Origin of the sequence: Micromonospora rosaria, from assembly GCF_001567585.1 — a bacterium.
Lineage (GTDB): Bacteria > Actinomycetota > Actinomycetes > Mycobacteriales > Micromonosporaceae > Micromonospora > Micromonospora rosaria.
The window spans coordinates 1-21,981 of sequence record NZ_LRQV01000121.1 but is presented as its reverse complement, the minus strand read 5'-3'; the positions used below and the strand labels follow the sequence as shown (position 1 = coordinate 21,981).

Below are 21,981 nucleotides of genomic sequence, written 5' to 3'. Positions count from 1 at the left end.
TTGGAAAGCGTGTTGTGTTCACACCCTCACGAGTTCGAATCTCGTATCCTCCGCTCGCCGCATCGGCACGAAGATGCACGTCAGGCCCGGTTCTCGAACCGGGCCTGACGATCTTTCAGGGGACAGGCAGGGCGGCTCCGCCACGCACCCCGGGCAGTCCCCCTGCGCGTCCTGTCGGGTTGCCCCGTCCATGCCCCCGTCGCTCGAGATCCTGACCCAACCGGGCCCCTCCCGCGATCTTGCAGTTAGCGGCCGGGCAAAAAGAACATATCGGAGTTACAGGGGGCCCAGAGTGCAAGATCGCGGGTAGGTGGCCGACTGTCGGGGGTCGCCACGTTCGATGACACGGGCGTACCGTCCGATGTGTCGGTCCCGTCGGTCGAAGCGGGCGGCGGGCCGCCGCCCGGACCGCTACCTGGGAAGAGGCGCAGCATGCCCGTCACCGACACCATCGGGGCCCGCATCCGGTACTGGCGCATCTGCCGGGGCGGCATGAGTCAGGCCGTCCTTGCCGGCCTGGCCGGGGTCAGCCAGTCCTACATCTCGCAGGTCGAGTCCGGCCGCAAGACCATCGACCGCCGGTCCACCCTCGTCGACATCGCTGCCGCCCTGCAGGTCACCGTCGCCGACCTGCTCGGCCAGGGCAGCGAGCCAGGCGACCCGGCCCGGGACAGTGCCGCCGCGTACGTCCCGGCCATCTGGTCGGCCCTGATCGAGATCGAGGAGGGTGAACGCCGACAGCCGGCTCGCACCCCGCAGGAGCTGGCAGCCGACATCGCCCGCAGCGACCAGCTCCGCACCAGCTCCGACTATCCAACGATGGCCCGACTCCTGCCCGATCTGCTCATCGAGTCCGCCGCCCGGGGCGGTGCCACCCTGGCGCGGGTCGCCTACCAGGCGTCGACGTGTCTGCGGCACCTGGGCTGGCGGCACTTGGCGCTCAACGCGGCCCGGGTCTCCGCGTCGGCCGCCGAGGCCTGCGGCGACGCCGCGTGGATCGGGGCGGCCCGTTTCGCGTACGCCCAGAGCCTGCCCATCGAGTCGGCGTCGCTGGCCGCCAGGACGGCCGACCGGTCGCTGGCCGAGTTGCAGGCGGACGCCGACGACACGCGGGTCCGGCAGATGCTCGGCCAACTGCACCTTTCAGCGGCGCTGACGTCGACGGTGAGCGGTCGGCCGGACGTCGCCCGGGATCACCTCGCCGAGGCAGCCCGCGAGGCGGCCACCCTGGGAGATCCGTCCGACGGCTCCGGCTTCAACGGCTGCGGGTTCGGGCCGACCAACGTGGGCCTGTGGGAGATGTCGATCGCCGCCGAGTTGGGCGAGTACGGCCGCGTCATCGAGCTGTCCCGCACCGTGCAGCCGCAGGTGCTGATCGCGAGCAACCGGCGGCAGGCGTACTGGCTGGAGCTGGGCAGGGCGCTGGCCGGCTCGGGGCGGCGGGACGGGGAGGCCCTCGCAGCGTTCGTGCGGGCGGAGCGGGCGGCACCGGTGCCGTTCGCGCTCAACCCGCTGGCCAGGGACGCGGTGGTGGCGATGGTGCGACGTGCCCAGCGGCGGGGCGTGCCGGACGACCTGCGGGTGCTGGCCGCCCGGGTGAACCTCACCGTACGGCCATAACCAACGGTAATAGCATCATCACCCAATGCCCCTACCGTCCTGTTCAGGGGCAGCGGTGACAGTCCTTCCACAGCCTTCGCCGCCCCTCCACATCCTGCGGGGCGGCGAGGTCTCGGTGTCGCCCCGGCTACCCAGTGCAGGGGGACGGCATGACCAGAGGACGTACCCGGCGGGAGTCCGACCCGCCGATATCCGGCACCGCGATCCAGGCGGCCGAGCACGAGGCGGCGAAGCAGCGGCTCCTCGACCTGGCGGAGGCCGAGCGGACCCGGGTCGACGTGCCGACCCCGACCGAGGCCGTGCCTGTCGGGCGGCGGGGCGGCAGGAAGGGCCGGTGAGCGTCGACGAGGCCGTCGACCCGGTTTCGGTCGCCATCGTGGGCCGCCGGGTCCTGGCCGCACACGAGGCGGGCCGGCCCTGCTGGCGCTGCACCGGGGACACCGTCGCCGACTGTACGGAGCTTGCCTGGTTCCGGGACCAGGTGGCAGTGCGGTGAGCGAGGTGCCGATAGGCCGGCGGGTGGCGTACTGGCGCGGCCGGCGGAACATGTCGCAGCAGCAGTTCGCCGACCGGCTCGGCAAGTCCAAGAGCTGGGTGGACAAGGTCGAACGCGGCGTCCGCTCCCTCGACCGGGTGTCAGTGATCCACGACGTCGCCACCGTGCTCGCCCTCGACCCCGACACCCTCCTCGCCGGTGCCGGCCGCCCCGAACCAGCACAGTCCCCCGGCGAGGCGGCGCAGTCCCCTGCCGAGACGACGGACGCCGTCCAGGCCGTCCGGGCGGCGCTGACCCGGCACCCCGCCCTGACGGCCCGCCCGACCGCACCAGCACCCGACCACGACCGGCACCGGACACGCCTCGCACACGCCGACGCGGTGTACGGGCACGGCCGGTACCCGGCCCTGCTCGGACTCCTGCCCGACCTGCTCCACAACAGCCACCGAATGGCGGTCGACCAACAGGTCCAGACATACCGACTCGCCACCCTGGCCCTGGTCAAACTCGGCGCTACCGACCTGGCATGGCTGACCGCCGACCGAGGCCTCGCCACAGCAGCAGGCACAGACGATCCACTACTGGCGGCGGTCGCCGCAGCGCCACTCGGCCACGCCCTGCGCGCCGCCGGCCGACACCGCCACGCCTTCGAAACAACCATCATCAGCGCACACCAGATCGCACCACTCACGACGGAAGAGGGCACACCCGCCGAACGGACCGCGTGCGTGATGCTGCTGCTCCAAGCCGCGCTCGCCGCCGCCGAACACGGCGACCGGCCGACGGTGGCCGAACTCCTGGACGACGCCCACGCAATGACCGAACCGGCCGGGCCAGAACGCGCCGCCGTCGACGCCACCCGCATCACCGCAGCAACAGCACTGGGCGAGAACCAGCACGCCATCAACCTGCACGAAACCCTCACCGCCAGCCCCGGATGGCCGCTCCTGCCCCTCGAACACCGGGCCGCCCACCTGGTCGACCTCGCGCCGGCCTACGTGCGCAGCGGCGACCCCGCCGGGGCTGGGCGGGCGCTGTTGACAGCGGACCGCCTCGTGCCGGCGGAGGTCCGGGTTCGGCCCGCCGGCAGGGCGGCGCTGGCCGGAGTGCTCAACGCGCAGGGCCGACCCGATCCGCACCTGCTCGCCCTGGCGGACGCCGCCGGCGTTGGCGGCGTCCGGTGACGCCGCTGACGGCAATGGCCAGGCGGCTGTCCACCGGACACGATCCCCGGTAACCGAGGGTATCTGCTGGTCAACCCATTGCGCATGATCGATCATCGTGAAAATATCTCCTCGCCTGCGCAGCAGCGCGGCGCACGGGGAGAACGGGGATCCAGTGGGCACCTTCCTGTCCGCACACTCATCGCATCGACCGCACAGCGTCCGCCGACCACACCGCACCCGCAACCGGCTGCGAGCCCTCTCGCTCGCCGTCGCGACCGCCGTTCCGTTGCTGATCGGGACGACGCCGGCAACCGCGACACCGGCACGAGCGGCACCAGCACCGGCGACGCCCGCCCCAGCGGCTGTCGCCCCGCCATCGGCACAGCCGCCGGCCGCCCCGGAACCAGCCGCAAAGCCAGCCGCCGGGACACCAGCAGCGAAACCAGCCGACGCGACAGCAGCAACGAAACCGGCCCCCGCGAAACCGGCGGGAACGCCGGCAGCCGGCGCTGCGGGTACGGCCGGCGCGTCGCAGGGAGCCGACAGTGGCTGCGGGGGACCGCTGCCCTTCGGCGTGATCGCGGACTGCCCGTCGATCTCCGGTGGGCAGGAGCACGCCTTCACGGTCACCACCACCGTCGACCAGGACAGGCTGATCACCAAGCTGACCCGGGGCACCGGCGTCCAGGCCGGGGCGGTCGTCACCGACAGCGCCGACGACCAGGTCTGCTACTTCTCCGTCGACGCCGGCACCTGCCAGCTCGGCCCGGCCGGCACGTACACGGTCACCGTGCGGTTGCCGTACCCGTCGGGCAGCGGCAGCTACACCCTCGCCGTGCAGTCGACCCGTACCCCGGCCGGGTGTCAGGACCTGCCGGAGTCGTTCTTCTCCTTCGCCTCGCCGGGGATCACCGAGACGATGCCGGCCGGCACGGCGGCGCGCTGCTTCCGGTTCGACCAGCCCGCCGACTCCGTGCTGCACGTGCGGGACATGGGCAGCCCCGAGGACATCCAGGGACAGATCCTCGACGCGGACCACGAGGCGCTCTGCACCGTCCGGTACGTCGAGCGCTGCGAACTCAGCGGGCCGGGCCCGTACCGCCTGCTGCTCGGCGAGTACTACGGCACCGAGACCACCTACACGCTGCGGATGCCCCGCCTCTCCCAGGCCACCGGTTGCCCGGCGCTGCCGCTGGCGTCCTTCGGCGACCCCGGCACCGCGGTCGGCGGCGGCACGGTCCACAAGCCCGGTGAGGTGACCTGCCACGCGCTGACCGCGGGCAGCGCCGAGCCCGTCGTGGTCCGCGTCGACCCGTTCCACGCGCAGTACCTGCTCTGGAGCGTGTACGACTCGGCCGGCGACGAGGTGTGCGAGTCGTACGCCCAGGCCCGGCACTGCCCGCTCCCGGCCGCTGGCGCGTACACCGTGCTGGTGAGGAACCCGCACTGGTTCATCGAGCCGACCACCTACCAGGTGGCGGTGACCGGGCTCGGCGGCACCGACGGCTGCACGGCGCTCGTGGACACCTCCTGGGCCCCCGACGCCCTCCAGGTGCGGCAGACCTCACCGGTGCAGACGACCTGCCAGCCGTTTCAGGGCGAGGCCGGCGACCGGATGGTCACCTACCTGGCGCCGGAGCAGTACAACCGGGTCCGTTCCTGGCTGCTGGACCCGTCCGGCACGCCCGCCTGCACCAGTTCCCCTGGCGACGAGACCGGGTGCGTGCTGCCGGCCACCGGCACCTACCGGCTGATCTCGCACCTCGCCGAGTGGAGCGCGGGCAGCACCGACCTGATGTACCGGGTGCAGATCCGCCGGCTCTCCGCCGCGACCGGCTGCCCGTCGGTCACGCCCGGCGCGTACAACGCGGCACCCGCCGGGGGCGTGGCCGGCGTCCGCTGCCGCAGCCTGGAGATCCCCGCCGCCGGGACCTACCGGGTCAAGGCGGTGAGCGCGGACAACCACCAGGAGTACCCGGTCGTGTACGACGCCGCCGGGCTTCGGGTCTGCGCCGAGGTCCGGTGCGAGTTCCCCGCCGCCGGCACGTACACCCTGGTGCTGGGGGCGAACTCGACCAGCACGGTGATCGACAACGACCACCTGTACGCGGTCGCGCTACTCCCCTGGACGCCGTCCGGCTGTCCGCAGGCCTCCGACGCGGGATGGCAGGACGATCCGGCGGAGGGCACCTTCGGTGCCGTCGGGCAGTACGACTGCCGCGAGCTGACCAGCCCGGTCGGGGCCCGGGTGCTGGCCCTCGCGCCGGGGAACGCGAGCACCTCGACCGCAGCGCGGACGAGCGTGGTGGACGCCGCCGGCACGCAGGTCTGCGAGGACTGGCAGGTGCGGGAGTACGGCTGCGAGTTGGCCGGCGTGGCACCGTTCTCCGTGGTCGTCGAGGCGGCGAACGGGGTGCCGGCGGCCCCGTACCGGCTGGCCTTCGTCCGGGTGACCGGGTCACCGGCCTGCCCGGCGCTGGCCTCGGACCCGGCGGGCAGCACCGTCACCACCGGCCCGGACCGGTTCGTGGCCTGCTTCTCGCTCCCCGCCGGGGACCACGCCGCGCGGGAGAGCTTCACCTGGACCCGGACGTCCGGCACCGGCCGGGCCCGCCTGTGGCTCTGGACCGAGGACGGTACGCAGCCCTGCACGCCAGGGATCTACGCCGTCACCCGGACGGTCACCTGCGCCCTGCCCCCGGGTCCGGTGACCGTGCTCCTCCAGGCCGACGCGGTCGACGCCACCTACCGGGTGACCCACCAGGCCGCCTCCCCACCCCCGTCCTGACGAGGTCACTCCCTCGGCGCGGCCACGGTCGGCCGGTCCCCGGACCGGCCGACCGGCGTGCGTTCCTTCGGTACGGTCCGGACGTGCGCCGGCCGTTGTCGTCCGGGCGCACACGACCGTCGTACACATGTTCTATCCACAGCTTGTGGATGGCGAGGGAGTGGGATGAGTTACCAGCTCAGCGCGGTCGTCGCCGATGTCGAGCTGCTGCGGGAGCAGACCGGCGAGCTGGATCACGCGGTCCTCGCCGCGCTGCGCCAGGACTTCGCGCTGCTGCCGGTGACCCCGCAACTCGTCGAGGAGCTGACCGGCACCCCGCCGGACTTCGCGGCCGGCGACCCGAGCCCGGAGCAGCCGTTCGGGGTGGTGCTCCCGGCGTCGTTCACCGGGACGCTGGCGGGGTGGTCCCGCCTGGGGCCGGTGGCGTACCTGGAGGCGGAGTTCCACGGCGGCCTGGGGCACCAGGCGTCGGTGGTGTGGCTCGGCGGCGCGGTCGGGTTCGGGCCGGTGTTCGACGCCGCGCTGGACGGCCCCCGCGAGCAGTGGCCGATCAACGCGGCGCTGCACCGGCTGGGCGTGGAACGGGGCCGGTGGATCGACCCGTTCGCCGAGGTGGGGCTGCATCTGGAGCGGAACACGGCCGGCTGGCTGGCGCACGGGCGGCGCGGACTGAGCGCCGACTACTGGGACGAGCTGGCCGAAGAGTGGGAGGAGCAGGAATCCGGCGCGGACCAGCAACCTGAGCGTCCCCGTCACGTTGGGGACTGGGGGCTTCCATGAAATTGCGACAATTCGTCTTTATCGCCACGCTGCTCACGGCCGCCGCGATCGCCGGCAGCGGGCCACGGTCGGCCGGTCCGGCTCCGGTCGACAGCGGGCCGGCCAACGCCGAACCGGTCAGCCACACGGAGGTGGTCGACCTCAACGGACTGCCGGACGTCGAGATCGGCGCCACCGAGGAGGAACTGACCGCGCGTGGCATCCTTCGCGCCGACGTCGACGCCTGCGGGCCGCTGCTGACCGGGCACGAGACGGTCAGCCCGGTCTTCGTCGACGACCGGCTCGTCCTGCTCTGGGCCGGCGAGCCGATGAGCACCCCGGAGGGGGTCTCCGCCGGTTCGCCGGTGGCCGAGGTCCGGGCCCGCTACCCGGCGGCGAGCCGCCTCGACGCACCACAGGGGACGTACCGGTTCGACGGCCTGCTCGCCCGCCGGGGCGACCGGGCGTACCTCTTCCTGCACGACGGCGAGGTGGTCCACAAGGTGATCACCGGGTACGCGGACTGGGCCCGCCGTCTCTTCCACGAGGGCCACGGCCCCTGCTGAGATCCGGTCACCACCGCACCGGGATCTCCTCCGGGCCGAGGACCACGTGACCCGCCTTCCACCGGATCTGCTCCGGCGGCACGGCGAGGCGTAACCCGGGCAGCTCCCGCAGCAGCAGCCGCAGCGCCACCCGTACCTCCAGGGCGCCCAGGTGCGCCCCGATGCAGCGGTGCGGGCCGTGCCCGAAGGAGAGGTGCGGGTTCGGTTCCCGCGTGAAGTCGACCCGCTCCGGGTCCGGGAAGACCCGGGGATCCCGGTTCGCCGCGTCGTGCGACGGCACCACCACCTCCCCGGCCCGCAGCCGGAACCCGCTGGGCAGCTCGACGTCGGCCGTCACCCGCCGGGGCAGCTCGTCGGCGTTACTGGTCGAGTACAGCCGCTCCAACTCGGCCACGGCGGAATCCAGCCGCTCCGGATGCTCCAGCAGGTACGCCCACCCCGTCGGATGGCCACCGTACGGTCGGCTGCACAGCAGGTACGTGAACGTGCCGATCGAGCCGGCCGTCGTCTCCCAGCCACCCACCACCAGCGCGATCGGCAGCTTCACCTGCACGTCGACCGGCTGGTCACCGGCGGCGGTGGCGATCCGGGTCATCAGGTCGTCGGCCGGGCAGCCACGCCGCCGCTCCACCTGCTCCCACAGGTACCCGGCCATCTCCGCCGACGACCGGGCCACCTGCTCGGGCGGCACTCCGCCGTCGGCGAGGAAGTCGTCGCCCCACCGGCGGAACCGCAGCCGATCCTCCGGCGGCAGCCCCAGCAGGTCACAGATGACGTGCAGGGTGAACGGAAGCGCGAAGTCGGCGATCAGGTCACCCCGCCGACCCCGTCCGGTCAGCACGGCCAGTTGCGCCCGCGCCTCGGCCACCACCCGGTCGCGCAGCCCGGCCACCGCCGCCGGGGTGAAGGCGTCCTTCACGCTGCCACGCACCCGTGCATGCTGCGGCCCGTCCATCCCGAGCATCGTCCCGGAGACGTCCACCGGGTCGACGTCCGCAGCGGCGGTCCGGGAGAAGACGTCCTGCCGGCGCAGCACCTCCCGTACGTCCGCGTGCCGGCAGACCAGCCACGCCGGGGTGGGCTCGCCGGCCACCTCGCGCACGATCGGCACCACGCCGGGGCCGTCGGCGGCGAACTCGGCGTACCACCGGTGCTTGTCCGGCCCCGGCGGTCGGTTGATCCCCTCCCCGTCCAGGTAGAAGGGGTGCCGGCGCCGGCCGTCGAGGTACGGGGTGGAAGTCATCGCGGGCGGGGTCCTCTCTCGCGGCGCGGTCGATCCCGATCCCCCACCAAGATTCCATCGACGGATGGCACGATCAACCTTGGCCATGGGCCGACGCCGCGGTGGGATCTGGGCGCGACACCTCCTCGGCGAGGGCCACGGCCCGTGCTGTGCAGCCGTTTTGGTGTCCGGGACGCGACTGGACAAGAATCGGGAACCGTCATTGCCTCATATCGAGAGGACACCGGTGAAGCGCCGACTCCTGCACGCACTGACGGCCATGGTCGTCGTCCTGGCCGGCACCATGGCGGTCCCCACCCCCGCCTCGGCGAGCGACGCCTGGGGCATCGTCTGCAACCTGAGGGAGAACACCTGGCTGCGGGCCGCCCCGCAGAGCGGTTTCGTCCTGCGTACCCTCACCGCCGGGCGCGGGTTCCGCTGGCACGGCCAGGTCTGGGGGCTCGACGACGACATCTGGCTGTACGGCCACGGTGCCGAGTACCCGTCGCAGGACGGCTGGGTTCCGGGCCGCAACACCACCTGCTGACCCGGCACACCGTCGAAGGCTGACCGCGCGGGCACCCCGACGCGCGCCGGCACAGCACAACGCCCGGTCGGTCCTGACGGACCGACCGGGCGTTGTCGTATCTCACGAGCGGCGACGGACCGCAGCACCGCTGCACCCGGCCGGATGCCAGGGCGGCCGGCCGGCCCATCAGAAGTGTGAGCCGCCGCTCTGGGGTCCGGCGACCCTGCTCCCGTAACCGTGCAGGGTGAACCAGTCCGTGTTCAGGGAGCGACCGCTCCACGAGGTGGTCTGCGGCACCAGGCCACCCTTCGACCCGTGGAAACGGACCATCATTCCGGAACCCCGCCCGACCTTGTCGCCGGTCACCTCCTCGTGGTTGGCCGCGACCACCGCGTCCAGGCCACCGGTGCCGTTCAGGTTCAGCAGGGCGAGCGAGGCACCGAAGGTGTCGTCCTTCTCCGGGGAGCCTGGCACCACCGCGTGCCCCTGGTCGAAGGCCTGGGCCCCGGCGCCGGTCAGCCCGGCCGAGGAACCCTTGAGCAGCGTCACCAGGCCGGCCCCGGCCGTCTTGCCGATCGCCTCCCCCGGGGCCCCGACCAACACGTCCGCCCGACCGTCCCCGGTCACGTCACCGGCCGCGAGGGTCCCCCCGAAGAGGTCCCCGCTCTCCGGGTCGCCCGGCACCCCGGAGGTGCTCTGGGTGATGACTGTCGCGGCGCTGCCGGAGAGCCCGGCGGACCGGCCCGTGAAGGCCACCACCAGTCCGGAGTTGATGTCGAGCGCGGGCGACTGCGCGCGGGGGGCGCCAGCGATGACCTCTCCCAGCCCGTCGCCGTTCACGTCGCCGACCGCCAGGCTCTCCCCCAGGTACCAGGCGATCCTGTACCGGTCCCCGGTCCTGCCGTGCACCCCGGCCCCGGTGACCGAGGTGGCACCGGTGGTCCGTACCCCGCTCGCCGAGCCCCACATCAGGGTGACCATGCCGCTGCCCTTCACGCCGGAGTCACCGTCGTTCTCCCAGGGCGCCCCGATGACCAGGTCGGCGTACCGGTCAGCGTTGACCCTGCCGATCGCCACGGTCGCACCGAACTGGTCGTCGCGCTCAGCCGAGCCGGGGACCGCCGCCTGGTCCTGGTGGAACTGCTGGGACCCGGTACCCGTCAGCCCACCGGCCCCACCGAAGAGGACGGTGACCGCCCCGGCATCCTGCTTGGTGCCGATGGCCTCGCGGGGTGCGCCGACGGCCAGGTCGTCGCGGCCGTCCCCGTTGAGGTCCCCGGCCGCGAGGGCCGCCCCGAACTGGTCGGAGTTCTCCGAGTCCCCGGGAACTCCCGAGGTGCTCTGGCTGTACCGCTGCGCCGCGTTGACCACCAACCCGGTCCGGCTGCCCGGCACCACCCACACCGCGCCGCCCCGGGTCCGGTTGCGGGTGTCGACCTCGCCCGAGGCACCGACCGCCAGATCGTCGTACCCGTCCCCGTTGAAGTCCCCAGCGACCAGCGCGTCACCGAAGGAACCACCGCCGACCTCCAGGTTGTACGTCCCGACCAGGTAGTCGGTCTGCGGCGCGGAGGAGTACCGCACCACCACCGCCCCGGAGGGGTGGTACTGCAGGATGTTGGACCCGGCTACGTCGGCGTCGGCCGCGACGTCGTCGACGCCATCCCCGTCGAAGTCGGAACGGGTGACGCCCGTCCCCTTCACCGGGGTACTGGCCTTCGCCACCCGCTGGAACAGCAGGACCGAACCTTCCCGGCTGACGGTTCGCAACTCACCCGTCGCCGAGGCCGGGGCGCTGATCGCCAACCCGGCCAGCACCGCAAGCGCCGTCGCTGCGGCAGTCTTCTGCACACGTACCTCCACTGCGTGAAAGTGCCCACGGGATCATCGGAGGAGAGAGAGTCAGTTTCCGCCTCGGGCGGCCCTGGGACAGAAACAACGAACGCCCGGTCGGTCCTGACGGATCGACCGGGCGTTCTCGCACCTCACGAGCGGTGGCGGCGGGATTTGAACCCGCGGAGGGCGTAAACCCTCACACGCTTTCGAGGCGTGCTCCTTAGGCCACTCGGACACACCACCGCCGAGAAGGGTACAGCAGCCCGGTCCCGGACGCCGAACCGGTATCCCCGCGCCCGGCCTGGCAGGATCTTCGCCATGAGTACGCACATCGGCGCGAAGCCGGGAGAGATCGCCGAGCGGGTCCTGATGCCGGGTGACCCCCTGCGGGCCAAGTGGATCGCGGAGACCTACCTGGAGGACGCGACCTCCTACTCGACGGTCCGCGGCATGCTGGGCTTCACCGGCCGCTGGAACGGCGTGGCCGTCTCGGTCCAGGGGTCCGGCATGGGCATGCCGTCGGCCAGCATCTACGCCCACGAGCTGATCAACGAGTACGGCGTGAAGACGCTGATCCGGGTCGGCTCCTGCGGCGCCCTCACCGAGGACCTGCAACTGCGGGACGTGGTGGCGGCGATCGGCTCCGCCACCGACTCGAACATGAACCGGATGCGTTTCGACGGGCTGATCGACTACGCCCCGGTGGCCGACTTCGGGCTGCTGCGTACCTCGGTCGAGGTGGCCGAGCGGCGCGGCATCACCATGCGGGTCGGGCCGATCCTGGCCGCCGACGCGTTCTACACCGACCGGCCGGACCTGTACGACACCCTCGCCGACTACGGCGTGCTGGCGGTGGAGATGGAGTCGGCGGCGCTCTACACGATCGCGGCCCGGTTCAGGGCGCGGGCGCTGACCGTGCTGACCGTCAGCGACCACATCAAGACCGGCGCGAAGACGACCGCCCAGGAGCGGGAGCAGACCTTCAGCCAGATGGTGGAGATCGCGCTCGACACCATCGTCGCCTGAGCCTGTCACCCCGGCGGGCAGGCGGCCTGCCGGGCTGACGACCCCTGATGACCGGCATACCTGTCAGGTATAAAAATACCCACCAGGTATGCCGGTCACGCACATCATCCTCGGACACCGCGACACGCCCGGACCAGAAGCAGCGCCGGACCGGAACCAGCGCCGGGCGAGGAGCGCGCCCCGGGGACGGGTCAGCGGAAGAAGGCCCGCAGCACGGCCGCATTCTCGCGCTCCAGCACCCCGCCGTAGACCTCGGGGCGGTGGTTCGACCGCCGGTCCCGGAGCACGTCCCAGAGCGAACCGGCCGCACCCGTCTTCGGCTCCCACGCGCCGAAGACCACCGTGGAGACCCGGGCCAGCACCAGCGCGCCCGCGCACATGGTGCACGGCTCCAGGGTCACCACCAGCGTGCACCCGTCCAGCCGCCACCGGCCCAGTCGTTCGGCGGCCCGCCGCAGCGCGAGCACCTCGGCGTGCGCGGTCGGGTCACCGGTCAGCTCCCGCTCGTTGCGCCCGATCGCCACCTCGGTCCCGTCCGGCCCGTACAGCACCGCGCCGACCGGGACGTCTCCGGCCGGTTCGCCACCGTCGGCAAGAAGCGGGTCGGAAGCGAGCGGGCCGGAAGCGAGCGGGCCGGAGGGCGGAAGGTCCGGCGGGACGTCCGGGCCGGTGACCGCCACCTCCAGGGCCCGCCGCATCCACACCTCGTGCCGCTGCCGCCGGCCCGCCGTGGTCGCCTCGGCCAGGCCCTCGTGCGCGCCCGGCCCGGCCCGGCCCACCGCGCCCGGGGTCGGCTGCCCGGCCCGGACGGTCTCCAGTGCCGGATCGGTGGCGTCGGCCGGCGCACCCACCGCCCCCGCCCACGGTCCAGCGCCCGGAGCCGATCCGCCCCCGGTCGGCCCGCCCGGAGCCGCCCCGTCGGAGCCGGGTGGCTCAGACCTCACGCAGGTCCTCGACCTGGTCCGCGCAGCCGAGCACCAGGCACACCTCGGCGGTGACGTCCGCCGGCAGCATGCCCTCGTGGCCGCAGAGCGAGAGCAGGCGCTGCGCGGAGATGCCCAGGTCGGCGAGGAGGTCCGCCTCCCCGACCGGGTCCGCCTCCGGGTCGATCGCCGGTTGCTCGGCGTCGTCGTCACCACCGGCCGCCGGCCGGGGCTCCTCGACGTCGTCCAGCCCGGTGACCGACGTCTTCAGGTCACCGACCAGCATCGCGCCCAGCCGGGACTCCTCGGCGTACGCCGAGTCCGAGCCGAAGATGCGCAGGTCCTCGCCCTCGTCCAACCGCAGGATCACCAGGTAGGCGTCGTCGGCCTCGACGAAGAGCAGGGAGAGCCCGGCGTCCGGGTCGACGTCCCGGAGTCGCTCCGCGACCTCGTCGACGTCGGTGGCGCCCCGGAGGCTGATCTCGGCAGCGGTCCAGCCGCTGTCGTCGCGTACCACGGCCGCAGCGAAGTACGACACGGTCCCCCCAAACTGCCACGCCGACTCGTTACGGGTGCACGGTAACCGGTCAGCTCGGCGAGCGGCCGGTCAACGCCCCGAGTGGGTGGGCAAAGCCGAGAAAATGGGTGGAGCTGAGCGGAGCCGTCAGCCGGTGACCCGGCGACGGATGGCGATGAGTTGCCGGAGCTGCGCGGAACGGGCCCGCTGCGGTCGCTCCCGCTGGCGCACCGCACGAGCCCCCGCCAACTCGGCGAGGATCTGGAGGCGGCGACGACTGCGGTCCGGGTCGAGCCGCGGGGTGGTCCAGGCCATAGTGCCGAGGGTCGCCCAGCGCCGCCGGTACGTCAAGATGGGTTTCTTATCGAATTCGGTCGGTCACCCACGGCAGCGACACCTCACCACAACGGCCAGTCTCCGGTGCCCGCCCAGCGCATCGCCACCACCGTGGCGGCGATGCTCCATCCCCCGGACGTGACGATCGCGATGCCCGTGGCCACCCCCCGGTCACCGGACCTGACCAGCAGAAACGCGGCGAGCCAGGCGATCGTGCCGGCGAACAGCGTCCACCGGGCGTAGCCGGCGACGTCGGCACCGAGCAGAGCGAAGAGCACTAGCCACGCGGCGGCCATCGCCGCACCGGCGGCGACCCCGCTGCCGGTGACCGGATGCGGTTCGCGGTAGGCGGGCCGCGAGGGCGGCGCCGACGGGAACAACCCCGACGGGGTACGCGGCAGCGGGCGCACGCCGGCCGCCGGGTCGGGGCGGAAGGCCGGGTGGGTCATCGCCGTCGCTCCTCTGCCGGTGGGTCGTGCGGTCGGGTCGTCCGGGGGCTGGTGCTGCCGGCGGCCTCGTGCCGTCGGGCGGGTCGTCGACCCCATGCCAGCGTAGTCGTCTGCCAGGATGACCGGATGCGCCCGCGATCCGCCGCCCACCGCCGCCTCCGCTCGGCGTACCCGGTGCTGCTGCTCGCGGTGGCCACGGTCGCCGCCGGCTGCGCCGCCAGCCGCGAACTGCCCGAGCCGCCGCGCTGGGAGAGCCCGGGCGCCCCGCTCACCGCCGACCAGGCCGCCCCGGGGGACCGGTCGGCGACGCCGACCGCGGCGGCCAGCCCGACCGGTACGCCCAGCGTCGACCCGTCGCCGACCCGCTCCGGGCTGCGGCACGTCTTCCCGGTACGCGCCGACGACGTCGACTACCACCCGACCCACTCGGCGTACCCCGGCACCGACCTCTTCGCCGACTGCGGCGAGCCGTTCGTGGCGGTCACCGACGGGAGGATCCTGGAGGTCAGCCGGGTCGACCGGTACTCCAAGCGGGGCCCGCAGGGGCCGCACAACGGCGGACTCTCGGTCTCCCTGCTCGGCGACGACGGGGTCCGCTACTACGGCTCCCACCTCAGGGTGATCGCCTCCGGGATCGACGAGGGGGCCCGGGTCCGCGCCGGGCAGCAACTCGGCGAGGTGGGCCGCACCGGCAACGCCAACAACGTCTGTCACGTGCACTTCGGCATCTCCCCACCGTGCACCGGCAGCGACGACTGGTGGATCCGGCGGGGCGTCATCTGGCCGGCAAAGTACCTCGACTCGTGGCGCCGGGGCGGCAACCGGGAGCCGGCCGCCGAGGTGATCCGCTGGCAGCGCGAGCACGGCTGCCCCCGCGAACCGTGACCCGGGCGTAGATTCGTCCTCGTGAGCGACCGGGACCCCATCGCCGACCTGCGCCGCATCGCCTTCCTCCTGGAGCGGGCCAACGAGGCGACCTACCGGGTGCGCGCGTTCCGCTCGGCCGCCGCCACCCTCTCCGCGCTGCCGGCCGGGGAGGTGGCCGAGCGGGCCCGGGACGGGCGGCTCACCGAGCTGTCCGGGGTCGGCGACGTCACCGCCCGCTGCGTCGCCGAGTCGCTGGCCGGGGAGGAGCCGGTCTACCTGCGCCGGCTGGTGGCCACCGAGGGGTCGGACCTGGACGCCGAGGCGACCGCGTTACGGACCGCGCTGCGCGGCGACTGCCACACCCACTCGGACTGGTCCGACGGGGGCTCGCCGATCGAGGAGATGGCGCTCGCGGCGGTCGAGCTGGGCCACGAGTACCTGGTCCTGACCGACCACTCGCCCCGGCTGAAGGTGGCCCGGGGGCTGACCGCCGCCCGGCTGCGCCGTCAACTCGACCACGTGGCGCAGCTCAACGCGGCGCTGCCCGAGGGGTTCCGGGTCCTCACCGGCATCGAGGTGGACATCCTCCCCGACGGCTCCCTGGACCAGGACGAGGAGCTGCTGGCCCGCCTCGACGTGGTGGTCGGCTCGGTGCACAGCGGCCTGAACGACGACCGGTCGAAGATGACCCGTCGGATGCTGACCGCGGTCGCCAACCCGCACCTGGACATTCTCGGCCACTGCACCGGCCGGATGGTGTCGTCCCGGCCGGCCGGGGTGACCGGCCCCGGCGACCGGGGGCACCGGGCCCGGACCCGCCCGGAGAGCGACTTCGACGCGGACGCGGTCTTCGCCGCCTGCGCCGAGCACGACAAGGCGGTCGAGATCAACTCCCGGCCGGAGCGGCAGGACCCGCCGAAGCGGCTGATCCGCCGGGCACTGGAGGCGGGCTGCCGGTTCGCGATCAACACCGACGCGCACGCCCCCGGTCAGCTCGACTGGCAGCGGTTCGGGTGCGAGCGGGCGGCCCGCTGCGGGGTGCCCGCCGACCGGGTGGTCAACTCGTGGCCGGCGGAGCTGCTGGTGCAGTGGGCGCGGGGACGCTGAGCGCCTCGGTCAGTGGCTCGGGTCGCCGGGTCCGACGGCGGCCGAGCAGGCCCTGCGAGACCGCCACCCCGGCCAGCACGATCAGCGCGCCGACCGGCTGGTGCCAGGCGAGGCGCTCGTCGAGGACGACGACCCCGACCACGACCGCGAAGATCGGGACCAGGTACGTGACGGTCGAGGCGAGACTCGCCCCGATCAGCCGGATGTTCCGCATGTTGATCACGAAGGCGAGCCCGGTGCCGATCGCGCCCAGCGCGAGCACGCTGCCCAGCACCTCGATCGACAACTCGGTCGGCAGCGGCGGCGTCCCGCCCAGCGGTGCGGCCAGCGCCAGCAGGACCGTGCCGGTCACCAACTGCCCGGCGGAGAGCGCCACCCCGCTGTGCGTACCGCCGGCGAGGAAGCGCTTCTGGTACGGGATGGCGAAGCCGTAGCAGGCCGCCGCCGCGAAGCAGAACAGTTGGCCGACGAAGTGCGCCCCGCCGACGCCCTGCCAGACGCCGAGGACCACCAGCACCCCGACGAAGCCCAACCCCAGCCCGACCGCCCGGCGCGCGTCCAGCCGCTCGGTGCGGAACACCAGCACCGCCATCGGCAGCACGACCAGCGGGGTGGTGGCGTTCCAGATCCCCGCCAGCAACGACTCGATCCGCTGCTCGCCGTACGCGAAGAAGGTGAACGGCAGCGCCACCTGGAAGGCCCCGACCACGGTGAGGTGCAGCCAGGTCCGGCCCTCCCGGGGCAACCGGTCCCGGAGCACGGCCAGCACCACCAGCAGGGTCAGCGTGGCGGTGGCGACCCGGTACCCGGCGAGGTGCACCGGGTGCAGCTCCCGGATGCCGACCTTGATGAACAGGAAGCTGGAACCCCAGATGGCGGCGAGGGCGACGAAGCCGGGCAACCAGGCACGGAGCCCGGAACGGTCAGGAGCGGTCTGCGCGGTCACACCTGACACTCTCCACCCGGGGTACGACGTTGTCGCCACCTTTTCCCGGGTCAGTGGGCCGGGCCACAACCGGCCGGACGCCGCCCCGGAACACCCCGGACAGGGTCGGCACGGCAGCCCCACGGTCACGTAGGGTTCGCCTCGTGGGACGAATCGATGACCTCGCCAACCAGTACGTGGTCGACTGGGCCGCGCTGAGCCCGACGGGTGCCACGTTCGCCGGCGTCGCCGGCCACGAGGACCAGCTCGACGACCTGACCCCGGCCGGTCACGCCGCCCGCGCCGAGCTGGACCGGCGGACGCTGGCCGCGCTCGACGCCGCCGAGCCGGAGTCAGCGGCGGAGCGCAACGCCCGGGAGGCGATGCGCGAGCGGCTCGGCCTGCAACTGGCCATGTACGACAGCGGCGAGACCGCCAGCGAGCTCAACGTGCTCTCCAGCGGGCTGCACGACCTCCGGTCGGTCTTCGACCTGATGCCCACCGAGGGCGTCGAGGCGCGGGCCAACATCGCGGCCCGGCTCAACCGGTACGCCGGGGCGCTGGAGGGCTTCAAGACCACGCTGCGCGAGGCCGCCGCCGCCGGCCACGTCACGCCCCGGGTGCAGGTGGTCGAGGTGGCCAAGCAGTGCGACGCCTGGGTCGACCCGGACGGCGACGACGTCTTCCACAGCCTGGTGGCCCGGCTCGACGCCGACGGCACGATCGGTGCCGAGCTGCGCCGGGGCGCGGCGGCGGCCACCGCGGCCACCGCCGAGTTCAGCCACTTCCTGCGCACCGAGCTGGCCCCGCTGGGGCGGGAGAAGCAGGCCGCCGGCCGGGAGCGGTACGAGCTGGCCTCGCGGTACTTCCTCGGCGCCCAGGTCGACCTCGACGAGACGTACGCCTGGGGGTTCGAGGAGCTGGCCCGGCTGGAGGCCGACATGCGGACGGTCTCCGCCCGGATCGCCGGCGCGGGCGCGACGATCGACGAGGCGGTCGCGGCGCTGGACGCCGACCCGGCCCGCACCATCCAGGGCAAGGAGGCGTTCCGGGACTGGATGCAGGCGTTGGCCGACCGGACCATCGACGACCTGCACGGGCTCCACTTCGACATCCCCGAGCAGGTCCGCCGGATCGAGTGCTGCCTCGCGCCCACCAGCGACGGCGCGATCTACTACACCGGGCCCAGCGAGGACTTCTCCCGACCCGGGCGGATGTGGTGGGCGGTGCCGCAGGGGATCACGGAGTTCTCCACCTGGCGGGAGGTGACCACCGTCTTCCACGAGGGCGCGCCGGGCCACCACCTCCAGATCGGGCAGACCGCGGTCCGCGCCGACCGGCTCAACCGCTGGCAGCGGTTGCTCTGCTGGATCTCCGGGCACGGCGAGGGGTGGGCGCTCTACGCCGAGCGGCTGATGGACGAGCTGGGGTACCTGGAGGACCCGGGCGACAAGCTCGGGATGCTCGACGGGCAGGCGTTCCGGGCGGCCCGGGTGATCGTCGACATCGGCATGCACCTGGAGCTGACCATCCCGAAGGACAACCCGTTCGACTTCCACCCGGGCGAGCGGTGGACGCCCGAGCTGGGCTGGGAGTTCATGCGGGCGCACTGCCGGGTGCCGGACGAGAACCTGCGCTTCGAGCTCAACCGGTACCTGGGCCGGCCGGGGCAGGCCCCCGCGTACAAGGTGGGCGAGCGGATCTGGCTCCAGGCCCGGGAGGACGCGAAGGTCCGCAAGGGTCCGGACTTCGACCTGAAGGAGTTCCACCAGCAGGCGCTCGACCTGGGCGCGCTCGGTCTCGACCCGCTGCGGCAGGCCCTCGCCCGGCTCTGAGTGCCCGTCGCCCGACCCCTGGTGAGGTCAGGCGACGGCCGGTGCGTTACGTTTCGATAACGACAGGCTGCCGGTTCGCTGGGCGGACCGGCGCCGTCACCAGCGGGTACCGCCGCTGCGGACGAACGGACCGCCGACGTCCCCGACCGGCCCCGGTCGTACCACGGACGGGGCGGCGGCTGCCACGGCCACCGGCGGTTGGCTACCGTAGGTGTCTTCGCGGGGAAGTGCTTCCCCGTGTGGTACGTCCTGATCGAGGTGACCTTGACTCTGTACGGTGAACCACGCCCACCCGCCGATGACCGGCCCACCGTGCAGGTCACCGCGGTGAGCTGGCCGGGCAGCGACGCACCACCCGCGCAGCCCGCCCAGCCGGCGCCCCCGGCCGCCGGCCCGGACGCCGGCCCACCCCGCTCGCGGCGGCTCCGCCTGCTGATCGCCGGTGGGGTCACCGTCGGCCTGCTCGCCGTCGCCGCCGGCGTCGGCGCCTACACGTACGCCGGGGACGTGCCCCGGGGCACGATGGTCCTCGGTACCGAGGTCGGCGGGCGCAGCCGCACGGACGCCGCCGACCAGCTCCGGGCCGAGCTGGACCGGCGCTCCGGCGCCCTCTCCGCCCCGCTGACCGTCCGGGTCGGCGAGAACACCGCCGAGATCGACCCGGCCACGGTCGGGCTGGCGGTGGACGTCGACGCGACCGTGGCGGCGGCCTCCGAGGCACAGGCGCCCCCGGTCAGCCGGCTGGTCGGCACCCGTTCGGTCGAGCCGGTGGTGACCGTGGACGCCGAGCGGCTCGACGCCGCCCTGCGCAAGGTCCTGGGCAACCAGGGCCGCAAGATGACCATGCCGGCGATCAGCTGGAAGGGCACCACCCCGAAGGCCACCCACCCCAAGCCCAGCCTGACGCTGGACCCGCAGCGCTCCGCCGAGGCCGTCCGGGCCGGCTGGCTGGCCGGGGAGCCGATCACCGTGCCGCTGGTCGAGAAGCACCCGGCGACCACCGCCGAGGAGGTCGACCGGATGGTGGCCGAGCTGGCCCGCCCGGCGGTCGCCAAGGCGGTGACGCTGCGTACCGACAAGGGTTCGGTCAGCATCCCGCCGGCCGCCATCGCGAAGAGCCTGCGGTTCACCGCCGACAAGGCCGGCAAGCTCACCCCGAAGGTCGACGTCAAGCGGCTGCGCAGCGCCCTCGGCGGCAAGCTGGACTCGATCGAGGTGGAGCCGCGCAACGCCCGGATGGCGGTGACCGCGGGCAAGCCCAAGGTCGTCGACGACGGCCGTCCCGGTCAGCGGCTGGACACCGGGGACCTCGACAGGAACCTGCTCGCGGTCCTGCCGAAGGCCGACGACCGGACGGTCACCGCAGACCTCAAGGCGGTGCAGCCGGAGGTGACCGCCGAGAAGATCGGCGAGCTGGGCATCAAGGAGCGGGTGTCGCGGTTCACCACCCACTTCACCGGTGGTCTCTCCTCGCCGCGCAGCAAGAACATCGTGCAGATCGCCAAGGACGTGGACGGCACCGTCGTCCTGCCCGGGGAGACCTTCTCGCTCAACGGCCACACCGGGGAGCGCGGCTACGCCCAGGGTTACCACGACGCCCCGGTCATCATGAACGGCAAGCTCGTCCCCGGCGTCGGCGGCGGCACCTCGCAGTTCACCACCACGCTCTTCAACGCCACGTACTACGCCGGCCTGGAGGACGTGGAGCACAAGCCGCACTCGTACTGGTTCAGCCGGTACCCGGCGGTGATCGAGTCGACCATCTTCTGGCCGCACCTGGACTTCAAGTTCCGCAACAACACCGAGTACGGCGTGCTGATCGACACCTCGTACACGTCGAGTTCGATCACGGTGTCGATCTGGAGCACCAAGATCTACGACAGCGTCAAGACCGAGTACGGCCCCCGGCGGGACATCACCAAGCCGAAGGTCGTCTACCTCGAACCCGGCCCGTCCTGCATCCCGGCCAACGGCATCGACGGCTTCGCCCAGGACGCCTTCCGGATCATCAAGAAGGACGGCAAGGTCGTCAAGCGGGAGAAGTTCAGCTGGCGCTACGACGCCGAGCCGCGCTTCATCTGCGGGCAGGCGCCGTCCGCCTGACCGGTACCCGGTACGACGTGAGGCCCCGCCGGCGGCTGCCGGCGGGGCCTCAGCACATCCGGGGCACCCCGGCGTCGCTCGGGCCTCAGGGACGGGCCTCGGCCAGCCCTCGGCGTACCCCTGCGGCGTCCCGGTCGGTGCCGTAGACCGGGGTGTCGGGCTGCTGCCGCCAACTCCCGTCGAGGCTGCCCGCGTCGACCGGGTCGAAGCCGAGGGCGTCGACCAGGTCCATCACCAGGCGCTTGGCCTCGGCGTCGTCACCGGCCACCGGCAGCGCGATCCGGTCCCCGGCGCCGGCCGGCCGGCCCTGCTCCAGCAGGTGCCGGGCCTGGATGTTGTTGAACGCCTTGACCACCCGGGCACCCTTGAGGTGGTCGGCCGTCCAGCGACTGGAGCTGAGGCTCCGGTCGAGCAGTTCGGCGATGTCCCCGTCGCGCTGGGGGTAATAGTTGTTGGCGTCGACGACTACCGTGCCGTCGAAGATCGAAGCGGGCAACGCCGGGACGGCCACCAGCGGGATGGCCACCACCACCAGGTCCGCGCCGTCGACGGCCTGCTCCACGGTGCCCGCGCTGGCACCGGTCTCCTCGGCGAGCTGGGTGAGGCTCTCGGGGCCGCGCGAGTTCGCCACGGTCACCTCGTGCCCGAGGGTCCGCAGCCGGCGGGTGAGGGTGCCCCCGATGTGGCCCGACCCGATGATTCCGATCCTCATGGCGTCTCCTTGCTCCGCCCTGCCCTTGGGCGGTCCGGTTCGATCCGTCCCTGCGCAGGTACCCCGTACCGGCAAGGTCGATCGCTAAGGAGGCGGAAAGCACGCCCGGATTCCGGTCACCGGTCGGGGACGGCCACGAACCGGCCGGGTCGGCCGGTGTCGGGTCCCGGAAACGACGTGAGGGCCACCCCCATAGGGG

20 protein-coding genes, 1 tRNA gene and 1 pseudogene are annotated in these 21,981 nt (G+C 73.0%); 13 read left to right on the top strand and 9 right to left on the bottom strand.

Translation table 11 applies throughout. The annotated features are described in order from the left end of the window. Nucleotides 1–432 precede the first annotated feature (432 nt). The 7 genes from AWW66_RS25050 to AWW66_RS25025 all read left to right on the top strand — a co-directional run bounded on the left by AWW66_RS25050 (nt 433) and on the right by AWW66_RS25025 (nt 7,395). On the top strand, nt 433–1,620 hold the full coding sequence (locus AWW66_RS25050) for a helix-turn-helix domain-containing protein (RefSeq protein ID WP_067371123.1): 1,188 nt from the start codon (nt 433–435) through the stop codon (nt 1,618–1,620). Between the two features lie 149 nt (nt 1,621–1,769). Then, nucleotides 1,770–1,958: a hypothetical protein gene (locus tag AWW66_RS25045; protein WP_157527878.1), complete on the top strand. Its 189-nt coding sequence runs from the start codon at nt 1,770–1,772 to the stop codon at nt 1,956–1,958. Further along, nucleotides 1,955–2,116: a hypothetical protein gene (locus AWW66_RS33980; RefSeq protein ID WP_157527876.1), complete on the top strand. Its 162-nt coding sequence runs from the start codon at nt 1,955–1,957 to the stop codon at nt 2,114–2,116. The genes AWW66_RS25045 and AWW66_RS33980 overlap by 4 nt, the downstream gene beginning before the upstream one ends. Continuing rightward, nucleotides 2,113–3,300 carry a helix-turn-helix domain-containing protein gene (locus tag AWW66_RS25040; RefSeq protein WP_067371120.1) on the top strand — a complete coding sequence of 396 codons (1,188 nt, stop codon included), beginning with the start codon at nt 2,113–2,115 and terminating at the stop codon, nt 3,298–3,300. Before AWW66_RS33980 ends, AWW66_RS25040 begins: the two co-directional genes overlap by 4 nt. A 556-nt stretch (nt 3,301–3,856) precedes the next feature. Beyond that, a complete protein-coding gene (locus AWW66_RS25035) occupies nt 3,857–6,070 on the top strand; it encodes a hypothetical protein (RefSeq protein WP_067371118.1) in 2,214 nt (737 codons plus the stop codon). A gap of 165 nt (nt 6,071–6,235) precedes the next feature. After that, nucleotides 6,236–6,850 carry a hypothetical protein gene (locus AWW66_RS25030; RefSeq protein WP_067371116.1) on the top strand — a complete coding sequence of 205 codons (615 nt, stop codon included), beginning with the start codon at nt 6,236–6,238 and terminating at the stop codon, nt 6,848–6,850. Then, nucleotides 6,847–7,395 carry a hypothetical protein gene (locus tag AWW66_RS25025; RefSeq protein WP_067371115.1) on the top strand — a complete coding sequence of 183 codons (549 nt, stop codon included), beginning with the start codon at nt 6,847–6,849 and terminating at the stop codon, nt 7,393–7,395. The genes AWW66_RS25030 and AWW66_RS25025 overlap by 4 nt, the downstream gene beginning before the upstream one ends. A gap of 7 nt (nt 7,396–7,402) precedes the next feature. Here AWW66_RS25025 and AWW66_RS25020 read toward each other — a convergent pair whose 3' ends face one another. Then, entirely contained in the window at nt 7,403–8,638 is a 1,236-nt protein-coding gene (locus AWW66_RS25020; protein ID WP_067371113.1) for a cytochrome P450, read from the bottom strand. Between the two features lie 226 nt (nt 8,639–8,864). Between AWW66_RS25020 and AWW66_RS25015 the strand changes: the two genes are divergently transcribed. Then, on the top strand, nt 8,865–9,164 hold the full coding sequence (locus AWW66_RS25015) for a hypothetical protein (RefSeq protein WP_067371111.1): 300 nt from the start codon (nt 8,865–8,867) through the stop codon (nt 9,162–9,164). 168 nt (nt 9,165–9,332) lie between these two features. Here the strand turns inward: AWW66_RS25015 and AWW66_RS25010 are convergent, their stop codons facing one another. Continuing rightward, a complete protein-coding gene (locus AWW66_RS25010) occupies nt 9,333–10,997 on the bottom strand; it encodes an FG-GAP-like repeat-containing protein (RefSeq protein WP_245648477.1) in 1,665 nt (554 codons plus the stop codon). A gap of 141 nt (nt 10,998–11,138) precedes the next feature. Next, a tRNA-Ser gene (locus AWW66_RS25005) sits at nt 11,139–11,225 on the bottom strand. Between the two features lie 75 nt (nt 11,226–11,300). Between AWW66_RS25005 and deoD the strand changes: the two genes are divergently transcribed. After that, nucleotides 11,301–12,008, top strand: a complete 708-nt coding sequence (deoD, locus tag AWW66_RS25000) for a purine-nucleoside phosphorylase (protein ID WP_067371108.1) — start codon at nt 11,301–11,303, stop codon at nt 12,006–12,008. A 191-nt stretch (nt 12,009–12,199) separates the two neighbouring features. On the opposite strand, the gene AWW66_RS24995 is transcribed toward deoD, so the two are convergent. The 4 genes from AWW66_RS24995 to AWW66_RS24985 form a co-directional block, all read right to left on the bottom strand. After that, nucleotides 12,200–12,859 (bottom strand): nucleoside deaminase, encoded by a 660-nt coding sequence (locus tag AWW66_RS24995; protein ID WP_067371106.1) that lies wholly within the window; start codon nt 12,857–12,859, stop codon nt 12,200–12,202. An 82-nt stretch (nt 12,860–12,941) separates the two neighbouring features. Continuing rightward, entirely contained in the window at nt 12,942–13,469 is a 528-nt protein-coding gene (locus AWW66_RS24990; RefSeq protein WP_067371104.1) for a tRNA adenosine deaminase-associated protein, read from the bottom strand. Between the two features lie 126 nt (nt 13,470–13,595). Continuing rightward, nucleotides 13,596–13,799: a hypothetical protein gene (locus tag AWW66_RS34605; RefSeq protein WP_211272093.1), complete on the bottom strand. Its 204-nt coding sequence runs from the start codon at nt 13,797–13,799 to the stop codon at nt 13,596–13,598. 47 nt (nt 13,800–13,846) lie between these two features. Beyond that, the gene (locus AWW66_RS24985; protein ID WP_067371102.1) at nt 13,847–14,233 is read right to left on the bottom strand and encodes a hypothetical protein; all 387 of its coding nucleotides are present in this window, start codon (nt 14,231–14,233) and stop codon (nt 13,847–13,849) included. On the opposite strand from AWW66_RS24985, the gene AWW66_RS24980 reads away from it, so the two are divergent. Both AWW66_RS24980 and AWW66_RS24975 read left to right on the top strand, forming a co-directional pair. Further along, nucleotides 14,117–15,118: a M23 family metallopeptidase gene (locus AWW66_RS24980; RefSeq protein ID WP_396890523.1), complete on the top strand. Its 1,002-nt coding sequence runs from the start codon at nt 14,117–14,119 to the stop codon at nt 15,116–15,118. The two genes, AWW66_RS24985 and AWW66_RS24980, sit on opposite strands and share 117 nt — an antisense overlap. A gap of 21 nt (nt 15,119–15,139) precedes the next feature. Further along, nucleotides 15,140–16,207, top strand: a complete 1,068-nt coding sequence (locus tag AWW66_RS24975; RefSeq protein ID WP_067371099.1) for a PHP domain-containing protein — start codon at nt 15,140–15,142, stop codon at nt 16,205–16,207. Here the strand turns inward: AWW66_RS24975 and AWW66_RS24970 are convergent. Then, nucleotides 16,090–17,153, bottom strand: a pseudogene (locus AWW66_RS24970) (DMT family transporter). The gene AWW66_RS24975 and the pseudogene AWW66_RS24970 overlap by 118 nt on opposite strands. A gap of 143 nt (nt 17,154–17,296) precedes the next feature. On the opposite strand from AWW66_RS24970, the gene AWW66_RS24965 reads away from it, so the two are divergent. Continuing rightward, nucleotides 17,297–18,967, top strand: a complete 1,671-nt coding sequence (locus AWW66_RS24965) for a DUF885 domain-containing protein (protein WP_067371097.1) — start codon at nt 17,297–17,299, stop codon at nt 18,965–18,967. Between the two features lie 258 nt (nt 18,968–19,225). Then, nucleotides 19,226–21,070, top strand: a complete 1,845-nt coding sequence (locus tag AWW66_RS24960) for a VanW family protein (RefSeq protein ID WP_067371125.1) — start codon at nt 19,226–19,228, stop codon at nt 21,068–21,070. Nucleotides 21,071–21,155: 85 nt separating this feature from the next. Here AWW66_RS24960 and AWW66_RS24955 read toward each other — a convergent pair whose 3' ends face one another. After that, complete coding sequence (locus AWW66_RS24955; RefSeq protein ID WP_067371095.1) at nt 21,156–21,782, bottom strand: NADPH-dependent F420 reductase; 627 nt, start codon at nt 21,780–21,782, stop codon at nt 21,156–21,158. Nucleotides 21,783–21,981 lie beyond the last annotated feature (199 nt).